Consider the following 16466-nt stretch of genomic DNA (forward strand, 5'->3'; position numbering starts at 1 on the left):
GAGCACAGACGATGACCACCCAGGCACACGAAACCACCCCGGCGACCGCCGCGACGCCGACCGAACAGGTCGAACTGGTGATCGGCGGTATGACCTGCGCCTCCTGCGCCAACCGCATCGAGAAGAAGCTCAACCGCCTCGACGGTGTCACCGCGACCGTCAACTACGCCACCGAGAAGGCCCGGGTGCACTACCCGGCCGATCTGGCTCCCGAGGATCTGGTGGCCGTGGTCGAGGCCACCGGTTACACCGCGGCCCTCCCGGAACCGCCCGCGGCCGAACCGGAGGCGGCCGAACCGGCCGATCCCACCGGCGCGCTGCGCACCCGGCTGCTGATCTCGCTGGTGCTGACCGTGCCGGTGATCGCGATGGCGATGATCCCGGCGCTGCAGTTCACCAACTGGCAGTGGCTCTCGCTCACCCTCGCCGCGCCGGTGGTGGTCTGGGGCGCGTGGCCGTTCCACCGGGCCGCCTGGACCAATCTGCGGCACGCCACCGCGACCATGGACACCCTGGTGTCCCTGGGCACCCTGGCCGCGTTCGGCTGGTCGCTGTACGCCCTGTTCTGGGGCACCGCGGGTACCCCGGGTATGACCCACCCGTTCGAGTTCACCATCGCCCGGATGGACGGTACCGGCAGTATCTATCTGGAGGCCGCCGCCGGAGTCACCACCTTCATCCTGGCCGGGCGCTATTTCGAGGCCAGGTCCAAGCGGCGGGCCGGGGCGGCGCTGCGCGCGCTGCTGGAAATGGGCGCCAAGGAGGTCTCGGTACTGCGCCCCGGCGCCGGCGACGACAGCTGGGCCGAACAGCGGATACCGGTCGGGCAGCTCACCGTCGGCGACCGTTTCGTGGTCCGGCCCGGCGAGAAGATCGCCACCGACGGTGTGGTCGCCGACGGTTCGTCGGCGGTGGATGTGTCCATGCTGACGGGCGAACCGGTACCGGTGGAGGTCGGACCGGGCGATACCGTCACCGGCGCCACCGTGAACGTGGGCGGACGGCTGACCGTTCGCGCGACCCGGGTCGGCGGCGATACCCAGCTCGCGCAGATGGCGCGCATGGTCGAGGACGCGCAGTCCGGGAAGGCACAGGCCCAGCGGCTGGCCGACCGGATCTCCGGGGTGTTCGTGCCGATCGTGATCGCGCTCGCGGTGGCGACACTGGGTTTCTGGCTCGGCACCGGCGGATCGGTGGCGGCGGCATTCACGGCCGCGGTCGCGGTCCTGATCATCGCCTGCCCGTGCGCGCTGGGCCTGGCGACCCCGACCGCCCTGATGGTCGGCACCGGGCGCGGCGCCCAGCTGGGCATCCTCATCAAGGGGCCCGAGGTGCTGGAATCCACCCGGCGCGTGGACACCGTCGTCCTGGACAAGACGGGCACCGTCACCACCGGCCGGATGACGCTGGTGGATGTGATCGCTGCCGACGGCGGTGACACCGATGAGGTGTTGCGGCTGGCCGGATCGCTCGAGGATTCCTCGGAGCACCCGATCGCCGCCGCGATCGCCGCGGGCGCCCGGGAGCGGGTCGGCGAACTCCGGCCGGTGGAGAGTTTCCACAGCACCGCCGGGCTCGGCGTGGAGGGCATCGTCGACGGGCACGCGGTGGTCGTCGGGCGGCCCGGACTGCTCGCGGACTACGCGTTGCACCCGGATACCGAACTGGAACAGGCCATGCACGCGGCCGAGAGCAAGGGCCGGACGGCGGTGGCCGTCGGCTGGGACGGGCAGGTCCGCGGAGTGCTCGTCGTCGCCGACACCGTGAAACCGACCTCGGCCGAAGCGGTGTCCCGGCTGCGCGCCCTCGGGCTCACCCCGATCATGCTGACCGGCGACAACGCCACGGCCGCGAAATCCATCGCCGCCGAGGTCGGGATCGACGAGGTGATCGCGGAGGTGCTGCCGCAGGACAAGGTCGCGGTGATCGAACGCCTGCAGAGCGAGGGCCGGGTCGTCGCGATGGTCGGCGACGGCGTGAACGATGCCGCCGCACTGGCCCGCGCCGATCTGGGACTGGCCATCGGCACCGGCACCGATATCGCCATCGAGGCCGCCGATCTGACCCTGGTCCGCGGCGACCTCACCGCGGCGCCGGACGCCATCCGGCTGGCCCGGCGCACCCTGGGCACCATCAAGGGCAATCTGTTCTGGGCCTTCGGCTACAACGTCGCCATGATCCCGCTGGCGATGGCCGGGCTGCTCAACCCGATGCTGGCGGGCGCCGCGATGGCGTTCTCCTCGGTATTCGTGGTGAGCAACAGCCTGCGCCTGCGCAATTTCCGCCCCACCCGCTGAGCGTGCCGCACGGAGGGTTCACCGGGTTCCCGGTGAACCCTCCGGTGTCGCGGAGCGGGCCGCTATCACCACCGCCACCAGGGTGAGCACGCACCCGACGATCTTCACCGCCGACAATTCCGCACCCGTGGGCAGCATCCAGTCCAGTGCGAGCGACGCCGAGAGTTGCCCGGCGACCGTGCTCAACCCCATCAGCAGCACTCCGACCCAGCGCACCACCAGCACCCCGGCCGCGATGAACACCACCCCGATGACGCCGCCCGGATACAGCCACGGTTCACGCGGGAAGTCGGCGGGCGGTCCCACCGCGACCAGCACCAGCGCCTCGACGATCAGCAGTCCGGCCAGGCCGACCGCGAAGTTGATCACCGTGGCGGCGAACGGACTACCGCTCGTACCGATCCTGCCGTTCCACGCCTGCTGCCAGGCCAAACCGAACCCGGCCACGGCCGGCAGTACCAGCAGCAACGGTGTGGGCACCGTGCCCAGCCAGTCCGAGGTGTTCGAATCCGGACCCGTGCCCCCGGACCCGGCCGCCAGTACCGCGAACACCGCGAGCACCGCACCCGCGATCCGCGCCGGAGTGACCGGGGTGCGGCCACCCGGGCCCACCCCCAACCGGTCGACCAGCAGGCTGCTCAGCAGCTGACCGGACACCGCGGCGACGGTGAACGCGGCGACCCCGATCGCCGCGACCGTCAGCGACTGACTCGCCACGAACATCGCCCCGCACAACCCGCCCAGCAACTGGAACGGCCGCAGTTCGCGCGCCGCCACCGCGCGCCGGACCTCCCGCAGCCCGGCCCGCAGCCGCGAACTCAGCAGCACCGCCACCGCCAGCACGGCGAAACCACTACCGAAACTCACCACCGCCGCGGCGACACCGTCCTGCAACCGGGCTCCCAGCTCCCCGTTGATGCGACCCTGTGTCGCGACCCCGGCCCCGATGAGTAGTCCGAGACCGAGACCCCACTGCCGCCACACCATGATCGGAACCCTACCGACGGCGTGGGCGCTACCGGCCCGGCCGGGACGGCAGCCAGGAGGGGGTCAGCAGGGCGATCGCGATCAGCGCGAGCCCCAGCGCGGCGATCGTCGACGACATCGGCAGCCACAGCGTCAGCAGGGCCACGAATCCGAAAACGGCCAGCGCGACCAGCTCCTCGAGCAGTCCGACCACCGACATGACGGTGGCGCGGGCGGGTCCGGTGATGGCGTCCTGCAACCGCGCCTCGGCGACGATGCCCGCGTTGTAGACGGTGCCGTACGCCGCGGCCAGTGCCGTGAACCCGAGCACGGTGAGCACGTACATCGCCCCCGGACTATGCGCGGCCGCCCCGGCGACCAGCGCGCCCGCACCGAACAGGACACCCGCGCCGCCGAGCGCCCACGCCATCGTCCGCGCGCTCATCGCCTCGGTGCGGCCCGCCAGCAGCGAACCCGCCAGCGACCCCAGTACCGTCACCCCGACCAGTAGCGGTACCACCCCGGTGGCCACGCCCGCCTCCCCGGCGACCAGGGCGAAGTATTCGTCGAACGCGGTGATCCCGTACAGCAGGGCGCCCAGCGCGACCCCGTACCGCACCTTCCGCACCCGGACGGCCTCGGCGACGCCCGTGCGCAGCATTCGCAGATACCGCCGGAAGGTGCCGGAACCATCGGCCGCCGTGGGCTCGGCGGGGGCGGGCCGGGGGCCGGGAGTCAGGACGGCCGGTTCGCCGGGATCGTCCTCGTCGAGTTCGGCCACTTCGGCGGCGGATACGGATCGCGGCGCGGCCGGCAGGCTGCGCGCCAGCACCGTGTGCAGGACCGCGCAGCCCACACTGGCCCAGCCGACCAGCGCGTACCCGCCCCACAGATACAGCGGGGTCGCGGCCAGGATCGCGACCACCGCGCTCAGTTCGCTACCCGAACGGGTGTAGCCGAGCACGCGCGCATACGCGCGGGATTCACCCCGGGCGGTGAGTTCGTCGTAGAGCAGGGCCTCGAAGGTGCCCGACCGCAGCGCTCCGGCCAGCCCCCACAGGATGAACCCCAGGGCGAACCCGGCGTACGACGGAACCGCGGTCCACAGCACGAATCCGGCTGTCATCAGCAGGCCGTTCGCGACCAGCAGGCCGCGACGCGACACCGTATCGGCCCAGGCGCCCGACGGGACCTCGCAGACGAAGGCCGTCGCCGACCAGAGCGCGAGCAGTAACGAGATCTGCCCCGGGCCGAAGCCGTGGTCGGCGAACAGCAGGGCGTAGAGCCCGTAGTACGGGATCAGGTCGCCCGTCGCGGCGAACAACGTCGCGCGCAGTGTCAGCGAGCGCAGTCCGGCCTCCCGATCGGAGCCGGTGGGCCCGGCTCAACGGTGGTAGAAGATCATTCGCACAGCGATCAGCATTCGCGCGGCGAGCGCGCGGGTCAAGCGCTTTTCGGGAGACCGGCGAACCGCTACAGCGGGATCCACCCGTTGTCGTCGGCCGAGGCGTCCAGTTCGCGCCGCTCCGCCGGGCGCAGCTGTCCCCGGTTCATATCGCTGATCAGGTCCGCCACCGGATGCGAATCGCTGTAGTGATAGCCCTGCGCCAGCGCGAAACCCAGCTCGGTCAGCACCGCGGCCTGATGCTCGGTTTCCACGCCCTCGGCGATCACCTGCAGGTCCAGCGATTTGCTGAGCGCCGCGATCACGCCCAGCAACGGCGGCGCCGGTGAATCGGAACGGATCGCCGCCACGAACGACTGATCCACCTTGATGATGTCGCTGGGCAGGGTCGCCAGCCGGCTCAGCGAGGAATAGCCGGTACCGAAATCGTCGATGGCGATCCGGACGCCGCGCTCGCGCAGGGTGTGCAGATTGGCGATGGCCGTATCCGATTCGGCGGCCAGCTCGGTCTCGGTCACCTCCAGGACGAGCTGATCGGCCGGCCACCCGCTGCTCTCGAGGATCCCCGCGACCTTGTCCGCGTAACCGCTCTCCGCCAGTTCCAGACCGCTGACGTTCACATTCAGGGTCAGGTCCAGCGCGGCGAAGGTGTCCTGCAACTGCGCGGCATCGGCGCAGGCCCGGCGCAGTACCAGTTCGTCCAGATCGGCGATGAGGTCGTATTCCTCGGCGACCCGGATCAGTCCCTCGGTGGTCACATCCGGTTGCGCGCTCGAGGACCAGCGCAGCAGCGCCTCCACCCCGACCGCCTTGTCGCCGCCGTCGCCGAGACTCACGATCGGCTGATAGTGCACATCCAGGTTGCCGTTGTCGATCGCCTCGCGCAGTTCCGTGGCCAGCGGGGTCCGGTGCCCGGATTCCAGCACGGTCCGGTTGCGGCCGGACTGCTTGGCCCGGTACAGCCCCACATCGGCACGGCTGACCAGAAGCGACGCCGATTCGCCCGGCTGCCAGGAGGTGACACCGGCCGAACAGCCGGTGCTCACCGCGGCCCGCAGCTGTTCGGTCAGCAGGATGGCGGCCTGTTCGGTGGTTCCGGGCAGCAGCGCCGCGAAGACGTCGCCGCCGTACCGGGCCAGCCGCTGCCCGGGGCCCAGCAGACCGGCCCAGGTATCGGCCACCCGCTGCAGCACCGCGTCTCCCGCCCGGTGCCCGAGATGATCGTTGACCTTCTGGAAGCGATCCAGATCGACCAGTACCAGCGCCAGTGCCTGCCCGGAGCGGTCGGCCTGTTCGATGGCGGTGTTGAGCGCCCGGTCGAAACCGCGCCGGTTCAGCAGACCGGTGAGGGTGTCGATATCGGCCTCCGACGCCATCCGGGTGAGAATTCCGACCACCACCCCCACACCGAAGGTGATCCCGGCCGGGATCACCCCGGACCACCACGGCAGGCCGGCCCGGGTGGGCAGGACCCACAGGCACAACGCCATACAGAGCGCGATATGGGCCGCGGCCTGCGTCCACGCGAAGAACAGCGCCGCGTCACAGGCGACGAAGACGTAGAACGAGGCCAGGGTGATCGCCGCGACGGTATTGGGGAAGGAATGGACGGCGATCGTCACCAGCAGGGTCGCCATCACCACATAGCCGTGATGCAGCCAATGCGGCATCCGCGGACCCCAGCCGAGCAGGCTTATCCCCAGCAACAGCGCGACCGCCGCGGCCGAACCGACCAGCCACCGGTTGCCCTCGTCACCCGGGTAGAGCACCTGGGTGGGCGCGATGGCGGTCACCAGCAGACCCAGGGCCCCACCCATGACATAGAAGGCCCCGGTGGTCCGGGACATGACCATGGCCGTCGCCACACCAGACGCGGCTCGTACCCGCGTCCGGGTATCGCCGCGAGACCCGCTTCCTCGCACGATGAACAGCCTAAACAACGGGATCGCCGATCGCGTGGTCAACCGGCGATATCGAGTACCCCGGACCGTCCGCGGCCAACCGCGTCAGCTCGGCGGCGTCAGCAGATCGGTGCCCACGAACGGCACCAGCGCGGCCGGTACCCGCACCGAACCGTCGGCCTGCTGGTGGTTCTCCAGCAGCGCGACGATCCAGCGTGTCGTGGCGAGGGTGCCGTTCAGGGTGGCGGCGATCTGCGGTTTCCCGTTCTCGTCCCGATAGCGGACCGATAGCCGCCGGGCCTGGAACGTGGTGCAGTTCGAGGTCGAGGTGAGTTCCCGGTACGTGCCCTGGCTCGGGACCCATGCCTCGCAGTCGAATTTCCGCGCCGCCGAGCTGCCGAGGTCGCCGGCGGCCACGTCGATGATCCGATACGGCACCTCGATGGCCGCGAGCATCTCCCGTTCCCAGGACAGCAGCCGCTGATGTTCGGCGTCGGCGTCCTCGGGACGGCAGTAGACGAACATCTCGACCTTGTCGAACTGGTGCACCCGGATGATGCCCCGGGTGTCCTTGCCGTAGCTGCCGGCCTCACGACGGAAACACGACGACCAGCCCGCGTACCGCTTGGGACCCGCCGACAGGTCGAGGATCTCGTCGGAGTGATAGCCCGCCAGCGGCACCTCCGAGGTCCCCACCAGGTACAGATCGTCTTCTTCCAGGTGGTACACCTCGGCCGAGTGCTGACCGAGGAACCCCGTCCCGGCCATGATCTCCGGGCGCACCAGCACCGGCGGGATCATCATGGTGAACCCGTTGGCGACGGCGCGCTGCGCGGCCAGTTGCAGCAGGCCGAGCTGCAGCATCGCGCCGTACCCGGTGAGGAAGTAGAACCGCGACCCCGAGACCTTGGCGCCGCGCTCCATATCCATCAGCCCCAGCGCTTCGCCGAGGTCCAGGTGATCGCGCGGGGTGAAATCGAACTCGGGCACCGCCCCCACCGTTTCCAGCAGGACGAAATCGTCCTCGCCGCCGGCGGGCGCGCCGTCCTGGACGACATTGGAGATCGCGCGGTGCGCGTCCTGCAGTCCGGCCTCGGCGGCGTGCTGGGCGGTTTCGGCCTCCTTGACCTTGACCGACATCTCCTGCGCCTGCGCCAGCAGCGCGGGCCGCTCCTCCTTGCTCGCCTTGCCGACCTGCTTGCCCATGGTCTTGTGCTCGGCCCGCAACCGGTCGGCGGTCGCGATCGCGGACCGGCGCGCGGTATCGGCGGTGAGCAGCGCGTCGACGAGCGCCGGGTCCTCGCCCCGGGCTCGCTGCGAGGCGCGGACCAGCTCGGGGTCATCGCGCAGGAGTCGGAGGTCGATCATGGCTGACCAGCGTAATGGTCGCCGATCCGGAGCCTCAACCGAGTATCGCCCCGACCTCGGTTCGCGCGATTTCCGCCGCGACCCGCCGGGCCGATCGGCCGGGTTCGTGGCACGTTCGGGTCCCGCGCTGCCATGATGGACCGCGATGTCCTCCGAAGATGAGCCCACCAACCGGCGCGGCCCCCGCGGCGACCGATCGTTGCGCTCGCGTGCCGCCCGCCCGGGTCGCGGTCGCAAGACCGATTCCGTGCGACGCGGGCCCGGCGGTCCGGCATCGTCGGATCCGTCCGGCCGCGACCCCGCCGGCCGCCGGCGCGGCCGCCCCGCCGCCGGGCGCGGTTCCGGTTCCGGGTCCGGCCGCGCCAAACGGATCGCCGCGCCGCAACTGCGCTGGAGCCTGCTCGCGGTCGCCGTGGGCGCCGTCGTGGCGGCCTTGCTCACCATGATGCTCAGCGGATTCGACAACGACTCCAACCTGCAGGCGCGCAGTCCGGGCGGCGCGGTGGCCAAAGCGGACAAGGTCTTCGCCTCCGTGGCCACCGGCGACTGCCTGACCTGGACCAAACCCGACCACTCCGATCTGGTCGAACTCGACTGCGCCGACGAGCATCTGTTCGAGGTCACCGATACGATCGATCTGAGCCAGTACCCGTCCGCGGAGTTCGGCCCGGATGCCGTCTGGCCGGATTCGCTGCGGCTCACCGAACTCCGTGAGGAACACTGTGTACCCGCCGCCCAGCGCTATCTCAACGGCCGTTTCGATCCGCGTGGCAAATACGCCGTGGGCCTGATGTATCCGAGCAACGAGGGCTGGACCAACTCCGGCGACCGCATGCTGCGCTGCGGTCTGCAGGTCCCCGGGCTCAGCGGTAGCCCGCTGCCCAAGACCGGCCGGGTCGCCGAGGGTGATCAGTCCAAGGTGTACGAGTCCGGTGTCTGCCTCGGGATCAGCCAGAACCTGCCGACCGATCCGGTCGACTGCACCCAGGAGCACGCGGTCGAGATCGCCTCGACGGTGGATCTTTCCGGCCGGTTTCAGGGCGGACCGCCGACCAAGGCCGACCAGGACCAGTTCCTGGAGGAGGAATGCGGCCGCACCACCAACGACTATCTCGGCGGGCCGCATGTGCTGCGGGACAAAACCCTCACGGTGTTCTTCGACTACATCGACGCGCGCAGCTGGCTCGCGGGTAGCCGTCAGCTCAACTGCATGGTCGGAAAAGGCGCCGATCAGGAAGGTTTCGCACCGCTGGTGGGGCCGGCCCGCGGCCGTCTCACGATCAACGGCCAGGAACCCGTGCCGCCCCCGAATTCCGGGCGGTCCACCCCCGAGCCGCTGCCCGGCGCGGCGCCGCTGCCCCCGCAGCCGGAACCGCGCCCCGTACCGCGGTAACCGGAGCCCGCGCGTATGCCGGTGGTCATGTCCGAGGACCGCTTCGAGGAGTTGGTCGGGGACGCCCTGGATCTGATACCGCCGGAGCTGACCCGCGCCATCGACAACGTGGTCGTGCTGATCGAACCGCGCAACCCGGACGAACCGCATCTCCTCGGTCTCTATCACGGGATAGCCCTGACCGAACGCGACAGCCACTACGGCGGTTCGCTTCCCGACACCGTCACCGTGTACCGCGACGCCCTGCTCGAGGTGTGCGACGACGAGGAACAGGTGGTCGAGGAAGTGCGGATCACCGTGATCCACGAAATCGCACACTATTTCGGGATTGACGAAGACCGGCTGCATCAGCTGGGATGGGGTTAAGCTCTAACCGGTACACGCGGTGGTCCTGCAGGGGAACTCACGGACACCGCGCCGGACCGAGCCGGAAGAAAGTTGTGGATTCGAGGGAACCGCTCGCGGGGGTATCGCGTCCAATGTACTCGTAGGGGGAATTCTCGTGGTTCCGCCCAAGAGCCGCCACAAGAAGGAGTCGAGGACATGATTGGCAACGTCGACGTCACACCCGAGCTCATCCTCGCCGCCGCGGTCGAACTGGATCTGCTCGCCGACCGGCTTTCGGGGGTGGCCGCGGCCACCGTACCCGCGACCTATGTAGCGCCCTCCGGCGCGGACGAGGCCTCGCTGCACGGCGCCATGCATATGAACAAGGGCGCCGCCACCCATCAGACCTCGCTCGCCCAGGCCGTTCTCGAACTGCACCACACCGCCGCGATCCTGCGCACCCAGCTCGCCCAGTACCTGACCCAGGACGCCGCTTCGGCCGGCGTGCTCACGCTCACCGGCGGGGCGTTCGGTTCGATCGCCGCCTAGTCCCGTGGCACCACGGCGATCACGGCTCGACCCGAGCCGCCGGGCCGCATCGGCCGGCCGATCCACCATCTTCAGTTCACAAGGGGAGAAACAAGCATGACCGCAGGTATCACCGGGGTGTTCTGGCTGCCCAGACTCGCCGAGGGCAATTCGATCGCACTCAACGCCGGCTCACACGCCATTCCGATGTCGGCGGCCGCCGGCTCGTGGGCGACTCTCACCGGGGCCTGGGTGGACGCCACCGCCACGGTCGTCCGCGTGATGGCGGAGCTCGGGGTCGGTATGCAGAGCATCAACGGTATCGGCGCTCTGGCCCGGCTGGTCGGATTCACGGGATGGGCCGAACAGCAGGGCACGATGGCCGCGGCGCTCGGCACCAAGGCGGCCTCGCAGGCCACCGCCTACACCGTCGCCTCGATCGCGATGCCGAGCCTGCCGGAGATCATCGCGGTGAATACGGCCCGCGCGGCCGCGCATTCCACCGGCGGCGTGCTGAACGGCTCCTCCGAGATCGCCGAGGCCGCCAAGGCCGCGCTGGACCTGCGGGCCGCGCTCACCATGGAGACCTACGAGGCGGCCGTCACCGCCACCGTGGTCACCCCCGGCGAATTCCTGACCCCGCCGCCGATCGCCAACGGTGCGGGCCGTGCCGATCCGGGCCCGGCCGATCAGGCGATGCAGGAGGCCAACGGCGATCCGGTGAAGATGCTGGCCGCGGCCGGTACCGCGCTGGCGCAGAACCCGGGATTGGCAAGTGCCGCGACCCAGGCCGCGCATGTGGCCGGTTCCGTGGCGAGCACCGGTGTCACCACCGTGGGCAACCTGGGTGCCAACGCCCTCGTCGCGGCGACCACGTCCGCCCCCTCCACGGCGCCGTCCCTGGCGGTGCCCGGCCTGGTGACCGGTGCGGTGGCGGCCACCACCGCCGCGGCCACCCGGACCGGCGGCCTGCCCTCCGGCTCGGCGCTGGGCCTGAACAACGGCGGGCTCAAGGTGCCCGAGGGCTGGGGCGCCCCGGCTGCCAACGCCACCGCGCCCGCCACCGAGAGTGTCGCTGTCACCCGTGGCGAGGCGGCGCCGGTCCGTCCGGCGAGCACCGGCGCCAACAGCGGTCCGCTGATGGGCAATTCCCGCGGCGCGAACGGCGACGAGGATCAGGATCACGATGCGGCCGATTACCTGCGCGGTGACCACTTCGCCGACGGCCGCTTCATCGCCGACGGTGTGATCGGTGGCGGCGAACCTCCCCGACCGGGCAAGTGACCGTGCTCGGTGCGGGGCGGGGGCCGTCGATGCTCGCGGCGGTGGTGTTGTCACTCGACGAAATGCAGTACCTCCTGGAGAAACTGGAGATCGACGAAGTACCCGTCGTGCTGAACGCGATGGGCCGCTACGACAACCAGGTCGACCACGACAAGGCGATGGACGCGGCGGCGCAGCTCCTCCGGGATCGTGACCTGCTCGATGGCGAGCGGGTCCACCCGGAGCTAGAGGACCGGCTGCGCGGCCTGTACCGGCCGCACTGGGTGGTGGCACTGCGCCTGATCGTCGACGGTCAGGTCAGCCGGATGTGTCTGGCGAAGGGCGACGATCTGGTGACCGTCGCCCTCCGGGGTCCGGACTCCTATGTGATCGACGAGGCCGGCGAAGATCTTCCCGGCCCGGTGATCTCGGCGCTCGGCCCGGCGGAACCGCTGGAACTCACCGGGATGAACGCTCCGACCGAGCAGGTGGTGCCGATCTTCGACGATGCGGGCGATACGGCGGCCACCGCCGCCCGGCTCGCGAAGGTCGGCAATCCCGCGCGCGACGCGCAGACGATCGCCTCGGCGATGGCGCATTGCGAATCGCATGCCGAAATAGTCGGTGTCGTCTACGGCGACGCCAGCCGGGATGTCGCGGAAAACCATATCGCCGTATTCGATACGCGCGCGGGCCGATTCATCGCGACCGCCAGTGTCGCCGACGACGGCACCAAATGGTCGTCGTTCAGCAGCGGGACCACGGCTCGGCTACGAATCGCCCTCCAAGATCTGATCAATTCGCTGCCGGAGCGCGCGGATTTCCCGCGCAATCCCTCGCTGGCCTGATACGGGCGCGGCCGGCGATCAGCCCATCGGATCGTCGGCGCCCGATTCGGCCTTCTCGCCGAACGGCGGGGTGAACCGGCCCCACCGCGCGCATTCCCAGCCGCCACCGGGCAACGGGGCCAGCTCGATGGTCTCGGTGTTGTCCAGATGATTGTTGGTGGTGAACGGCGGCGCCACACCGGTGAGGGTCTTGCCCACCAGCCGCATCGCGGCGCCGTGGGTGACCAGCAGGATGTTCCCGGTCCCGCCGTCTTCCAGATATTCGGTGCGCAGCCGCGCGATCTCCGGCAGAAAACGGTCGAGTACATCCTGGCCCGATTCGCCGCCCGGAGTGCGGCCGGTGAGTTGTCCCTCGTGCCAGAGCCGGTACACCGCCTGGAACCGGTCGTGCGCTTCCTGACTGCTCTGCCCGTCCAGCTCACCGAGTTGCACCTCGTGCACGCCGTCGCGTTCGAGTGCGGTGATACCGGTGGCCGCCTCGATATAGCTCGCGGTCTGGCGGGCACGCAGCGCCCGGGAGTGGAACAGTGCCCGCGGCGGCGTGAGCAGGTTCGCGCCGAAGGCCTTGGCCTGGGCCGCGCCCCGCTCGGTGAGCGGCAGACCCGGCAACCTGGTGTCCAGGATCTTGGCGACATTGCCTTCGGTTTCGCCGTGGCGGATCAGGATCAGTTTCGCGGTCACAGGTCGGCCACCCCTTTCCGTAGCTGGGTCAGCCAGAACGCGGCCTCCTCGTCCGACGGCGGCGGGCTGCCGTTCGCCGACGTGGCCGGCCAGGAACCCAGGAAGCGGATGCGCGCGGTGCGGTGCAGGGCCTTCAGCGCCTCCGCCACCGCGGCGTCCTCGATATGGCCGACGCAATCCAGGTAAAAGCGATAGGTGCCCATACCGGTCCGGGTGGGCCGGGATTCGATGCGGGTCAGGTCCACTCCCCGGGTCGCGAATTCGGCGAACGCGCGCATCAGCGATCCGGGGGTGTTCGGCAGCTCTTCGAGCACGATCGAGGTGCGATCGGTTCCGGTCGGCGCCGGGGCCACCCGGGGCCGCGTGACCAGCACGAAGCGGGTCACCGCCTGGTCGTGGTCGGCGACGCCGGAAGCAAGCACCGCGAGCCCCAGCCGCTCCCCCGCCAGCGCGGTGGACACCGCCGCGTCCGCCAGCCCGGCGTGCACATCCTCGGCGGCGGCGGCATTGGAATCGGAGGTGTGGATCCCGATCTCGGGCCAGGTGCGGCCGACCCAGTTCCGGACCTGGGCCAGCGCTACCGGGTAGGCGGCCAGGGTGCGTACCGCGGAAACCTCGGTTCCGGGCCGGGCCAGGATGGTAAAGGTCACTTCCAGTTCGGTTTCGGCGATGATCTGCAACCGGGAGCCGAGAGCCAGCGAATCCAAGGTGGCCGAGATCGAACCCTCCACCGAGCTCTCGATCGGGACCACCGCCGCGGCGACCGCGCCGGCGCGCACCATCTCGAGTGCCGCGGGTTGGCTGGGCGCGGCGATACGCTCGACGGGCCCGTCGAACGACCCGGAGGTCTCGAATTCGGCGAGGGCCATCTCGGTGAAGGTCCCGGACGGACCGAAATAGGCGATACGCGGCACGTCTACGAGACTACTGGTGCACACGCACCGGCCGCTGGCCACTGCGGGGACGAACGATCCAACAGCCGGTGACAACCGCGGGTCGCGTCGCGGCGACCGGTCAGGCGGGCCGGCCGCTACCGTCCAGCGCGGCGCGCAGGGCGCGGCCGAGGGTCTCGGGGTCGGCGCTTTCGATACCCACCAGGATCTCGCGGACGGCGTCCACCGCTGCGCTGGACAGCCCGGTGAGGAAGGTGAGGTCCGGCCGCACGAGCGCCGCGCGGATGTCCTCGCCACACAGGGCGGCCGCGGTCGCGGCGACCAGTGCGAGGGCACGCACGGGGTCGTCGGTGCGGGCCGCGTATCCGCCCGCACCGTGCACGGCACCGGCCAGGAGGTCGGCGATGCGATCGTCGTGGGCGGCGGCGTCGATGATCTCCACATCGGAGAAATGGCCGACGGGCACCACGAGGTCGTCGGCCAGCCCGCGTTCGACCGCCCGCTTCGGGACGATCGGTCCGAGAAGTACCGGCTGGGATTCACCTGCGACCACCCTTCGATCGTAAGCGGGACGCGATACGTCCTGATCCGGGTCCGCCGGCGCGCGGCGAGACGCCCGGCCGAGGCCCCGGTGGGCGTCGGATTCCGATCGCGCGATCCCCTTGCGTCGCATCCGACTTTAACTTAGCTTAGGTTAACCTAATTAAGACCTTGTGAAGTCGGGCACGCCCGCAATGGAGGTACCCATGGCGCCGACCGCCGCCGCCCCGTCCACCGCCGAACGTGTCCGCAGCGCCTGTTCGCATGCCGAGCAGGCCATGCTGGCGCTGCCCGGCGCCGACCCCGCCCCGGTCGCGGTCCACTATCTGCGGCAATGCGGGGATGTCGTGCTCGCGGTCCCGAACGATTGCGCCGCGGTATACGCCGCCGGCTCGCAGATCGCGGGCGCCCCGGCGGTCCTCGAACTCACCGATCACGCGCCGCTGCCGCTGCGCGAGCCGGTGCGGTCGCTGGTCTGGCTGCGCGGCTGGGTCCGCGGCGTCCCGAGCCGCGCCCAGCGCACCCTCGTCAGCGCGGTGGCCGAGGACTTCCCCCATCCCGGCCTGCTGGATATCGGCCATACCACCACCCTGCTGCGCCTGGTGCTCAACTCGGCCGTCGTCGCGGATTCGTCCGGCGCCGAATCCGTCTGTGTGGACGAACTGCGACTGGCCGCCCCCGACCCGTTCTGCTCCATGGAATCGGCCTGGCTGCAGCATCTGGACGCCGACCACGCCGATGTGGTGGCCCAGCTCGCCCGGCATCTTCCCGCGAAGCTGCGGCACGGCCGTATCCACCCGCTGGCCATCGATCGGTACGGCCTCACCCTGCGGATCGAGGGTATCGACGGCGACCACGACTTCCGGTTGCCGTTCGCGACGCCCGCCGAAGATATCGAGGGTCTGGGCCGGGCCGTCCGCACCCTCGCCGGCTGCCCGTTCCTGAACGGATTGCGTCGCGGCTGAACTGCGGCTTCCGGAATCCGTGGACACGCTCGGCCGCGGCCGAGCGGGAGGTTTCGCCTAGATTCGGCGTATGGGTGAGCGCAGCGCGGTCGGTGACCGCACCCGGGAACAGCGGGAGATCCGGCTCGAGATCCTGGTAGTCCTGGGTGTCACATTCGGGCTCAGCGGCCTGAACGCGGCGCTTTCCCTCCTGGAGAGCGCATTGGCGCCCGGCGGTGTCGGGGAACAGACGGTCGCGCTGAACTCCTCGCGCTCGACCCAATCCCTGCTCGACCTGTTGTTCCAGCTCGTCGGCGTGCTGCGACTGGTCGCATGGGCGGGGCTGGGGTTGTATCTGCTGTGGCGCAGCGGTCTCGCCCCGCGGGCGATCGGCCTGGCCCGGGCCAGGTTCCGGCCCGATATCCTGCACGGCCTGGCCTTGGCCGCCGTGATCGGATTACCGGGCCTGGGCCTGTATCTGATCGCCCAGGCGGTGGGCATCAATGTGACCATCGTCCCGGACGCCCTCGACGACCACTGGTGGCGGCTGCCCGCCCTGGTCCTGTCCGCATGCGCCAACTCCGCGGCGGAGGAAATCGTGGTGGTCGCGTATCTGCTCACCCGGCTCCGGGCGCTCGGCTGGTCGGATAATTCGGCGCTGGCCGCCTCGGCGCTGCTGCGCGGTAGCTACCACCTCTATCAGGGCCTCGGCGGTGGGATCGGCAATATCGTCATGGGTGTGGTGTTCGGCCGGTACTGGCAGCGCACCGGGCGGCTGTGGCCGCTGGTGATCGCCCACGCGTTGATCGACGTGGTCGCCTATCTCGGCTACGGGCTCCTACACGGCCGGGTGTCGTGGCTGCCCTGATCGGGTAATCACCCTTGACGAACCCGTAACCCTCCTATACCCGAGCAGGCCCTTTCACCTGCGTCTCGCCCCTGCGAATCGTGACGCTAACGAAACCGGGGCCGATCCATAAGTAGAGTCTGATGATGATGAACGGCGACGACCCTCGGATGCGCCGGGTGCCGCCGCACAGCGGTACACCCGGTCGACCGCCCGCGCGACGCCCGGTCCCGCCACCGCCGCGGGGCGGGGTCCCGCCCTCCGA

General features: G+C 70.2%; 15 protein-coding genes. 8 read left to right on the forward strand and 7 right to left on the reverse strand.

Annotated features, from left to right (window positions below):
- Positions 1 to 11 precede the first annotated feature (11 nt).
- The gene (locus ACZ6SF_RS08730; RefSeq protein ID WP_466061454.1) at positions 12 to 2297 is read left to right on the forward strand and encodes a heavy metal translocating P-type ATPase; all 2286 of its coding nucleotides are present in this window, start codon (positions 12 to 14) and stop codon (positions 2295 to 2297) included.
- An 18-nt stretch (positions 2298 to 2315) separates the two neighbouring features.
- Here ACZ6SF_RS08730 and ACZ6SF_RS08735 read toward each other — a convergent pair whose 3' ends face one another.
- From ACZ6SF_RS08735 to serS, 4 genes are all read right to left on the reverse strand, one after another.
- Positions 2316 to 3284: a DMT family transporter gene (locus ACZ6SF_RS08735; protein WP_466061455.1), complete on the reverse strand. Its 969-nt coding sequence runs from the start codon at positions 3282 to 3284 to the stop codon at positions 2316 to 2318.
- 28 nt (positions 3285 to 3312) lie between these two features.
- Positions 3313 to 4587 carry an MFS transporter gene (locus ACZ6SF_RS08740; protein ID WP_466061456.1) on the reverse strand — a complete coding sequence of 425 codons (1275 nt, stop codon included), beginning with the start codon at positions 4585 to 4587 and terminating at the stop codon, positions 3313 to 3315.
- A 149-nt stretch (positions 4588 to 4736) separates the two neighbouring features.
- Positions 4737 to 6515, reverse strand: coding sequence for a putative bifunctional diguanylate cyclase/phosphodiesterase (locus ACZ6SF_RS08745; RefSeq protein ID WP_466061457.1), 1779 nt, complete (start codon positions 6513 to 6515; stop codon positions 4737 to 4739).
- Positions 6516 to 6674: 159 nt separating this feature from the next.
- On the reverse strand, positions 6675 to 7937 hold the full coding sequence (gene serS, locus ACZ6SF_RS08750; protein ID WP_466061458.1) for a serine--tRNA ligase: 1263 nt from the start codon (positions 7935 to 7937) through the stop codon (positions 6675 to 6677).
- Positions 7938 to 8082: 145 nt separating this feature from the next.
- On the opposite strand from serS, the gene ACZ6SF_RS08755 reads away from it, so the two are divergent.
- The 5 genes from ACZ6SF_RS08755 (at position 8083) to ACZ6SF_RS08775 (ending at position 12296) form a co-directional block, all read left to right on the forward strand.
- The gene (locus tag ACZ6SF_RS08755) at positions 8083 to 9330 is read left to right on the forward strand and encodes a septum formation family protein (protein WP_466061459.1); all 1248 of its coding nucleotides are present in this window, start codon (positions 8083 to 8085) and stop codon (positions 9328 to 9330) included.
- Positions 9331 to 9345: 15 nt separating this feature from the next.
- Positions 9346 to 9696 (forward strand): metallopeptidase family protein, encoded by a 351-nt coding sequence (locus tag ACZ6SF_RS08760; RefSeq protein ID WP_466061460.1) that lies wholly within the window; start codon positions 9346 to 9348, stop codon positions 9694 to 9696.
- A gap of 177 nt (positions 9697 to 9873) precedes the next feature.
- Positions 9874 to 10206 carry a PE family protein gene (locus tag ACZ6SF_RS08765; protein ID WP_466061461.1) on the forward strand — a complete coding sequence of 111 codons (333 nt, stop codon included), beginning with the start codon at positions 9874 to 9876 and terminating at the stop codon, positions 10204 to 10206.
- Positions 10207 to 10302: 96 nt separating this feature from the next.
- Positions 10303 to 11469, forward strand: a complete 1167-nt coding sequence (locus ACZ6SF_RS08770; protein ID WP_466061462.1) for a PPE domain-containing protein — start codon at positions 10303 to 10305, stop codon at positions 11467 to 11469.
- Positions 11466 to 12296: an ESX secretion-associated protein EspG gene (locus ACZ6SF_RS08775; RefSeq protein ID WP_466061463.1), complete on the forward strand. Its 831-nt coding sequence runs from the start codon at positions 11466 to 11468 to the stop codon at positions 12294 to 12296. The genes ACZ6SF_RS08770 and ACZ6SF_RS08775 overlap by 4 nt, the downstream gene beginning before the upstream one ends.
- 18 nt (positions 12297 to 12314) lie before the next feature.
- On the opposite strand, the gene ACZ6SF_RS08780 is transcribed toward ACZ6SF_RS08775, so the two are convergent.
- The 3 genes from ACZ6SF_RS08780 to ACZ6SF_RS08790 all read right to left on the reverse strand — a co-directional run bounded on the left by ACZ6SF_RS08780 (position 12315) and on the right by ACZ6SF_RS08790 (position 14423).
- Positions 12315 to 12977, reverse strand: a complete 663-nt coding sequence (locus tag ACZ6SF_RS08780; RefSeq protein ID WP_466061464.1) for a histidine phosphatase family protein — start codon at positions 12975 to 12977, stop codon at positions 12315 to 12317.
- Positions 12974 to 13891, reverse strand: a complete 918-nt coding sequence (gene pheA, locus ACZ6SF_RS08785) for a prephenate dehydratase (RefSeq protein WP_466061465.1) — start codon at positions 13889 to 13891, stop codon at positions 12974 to 12976. The genes ACZ6SF_RS08780 and pheA overlap by 4 nt, the downstream gene beginning before the upstream one ends.
- A 100-nt stretch (positions 13892 to 13991) precedes the next feature.
- A complete protein-coding gene (locus tag ACZ6SF_RS08790) occupies positions 13992 to 14423 on the reverse strand; it encodes a hypothetical protein (RefSeq protein WP_466061466.1) in 432 nt (143 codons plus the stop codon).
- A gap of 193 nt (positions 14424 to 14616) precedes the next feature.
- Here ACZ6SF_RS08790 and ACZ6SF_RS08795 point away from each other — a divergent pair, with 193 nt between their 5' ends.
- Together ACZ6SF_RS08795 and ACZ6SF_RS08800 are read left to right on the forward strand one after the other, a co-directional pair.
- Positions 14617 to 15375 (forward strand): DUF2470 domain-containing protein, encoded by a 759-nt coding sequence (locus ACZ6SF_RS08795; protein WP_466061467.1) that lies wholly within the window; start codon positions 14617 to 14619, stop codon positions 15373 to 15375.
- 70 nt (positions 15376 to 15445) lie between these two features.
- Positions 15446 to 16222 carry a CPBP family intramembrane glutamic endopeptidase gene (locus ACZ6SF_RS08800; RefSeq protein ID WP_466061469.1) on the forward strand — a complete coding sequence of 259 codons (777 nt, stop codon included), beginning with the start codon at positions 15446 to 15448 and terminating at the stop codon, positions 16220 to 16222.
- The last annotated feature ends 244 nt before the right edge of the window (positions 16223 to 16466 follow it).

Source organism: Nocardia sp. NPDC049935 (genome assembly GCF_055586645.1).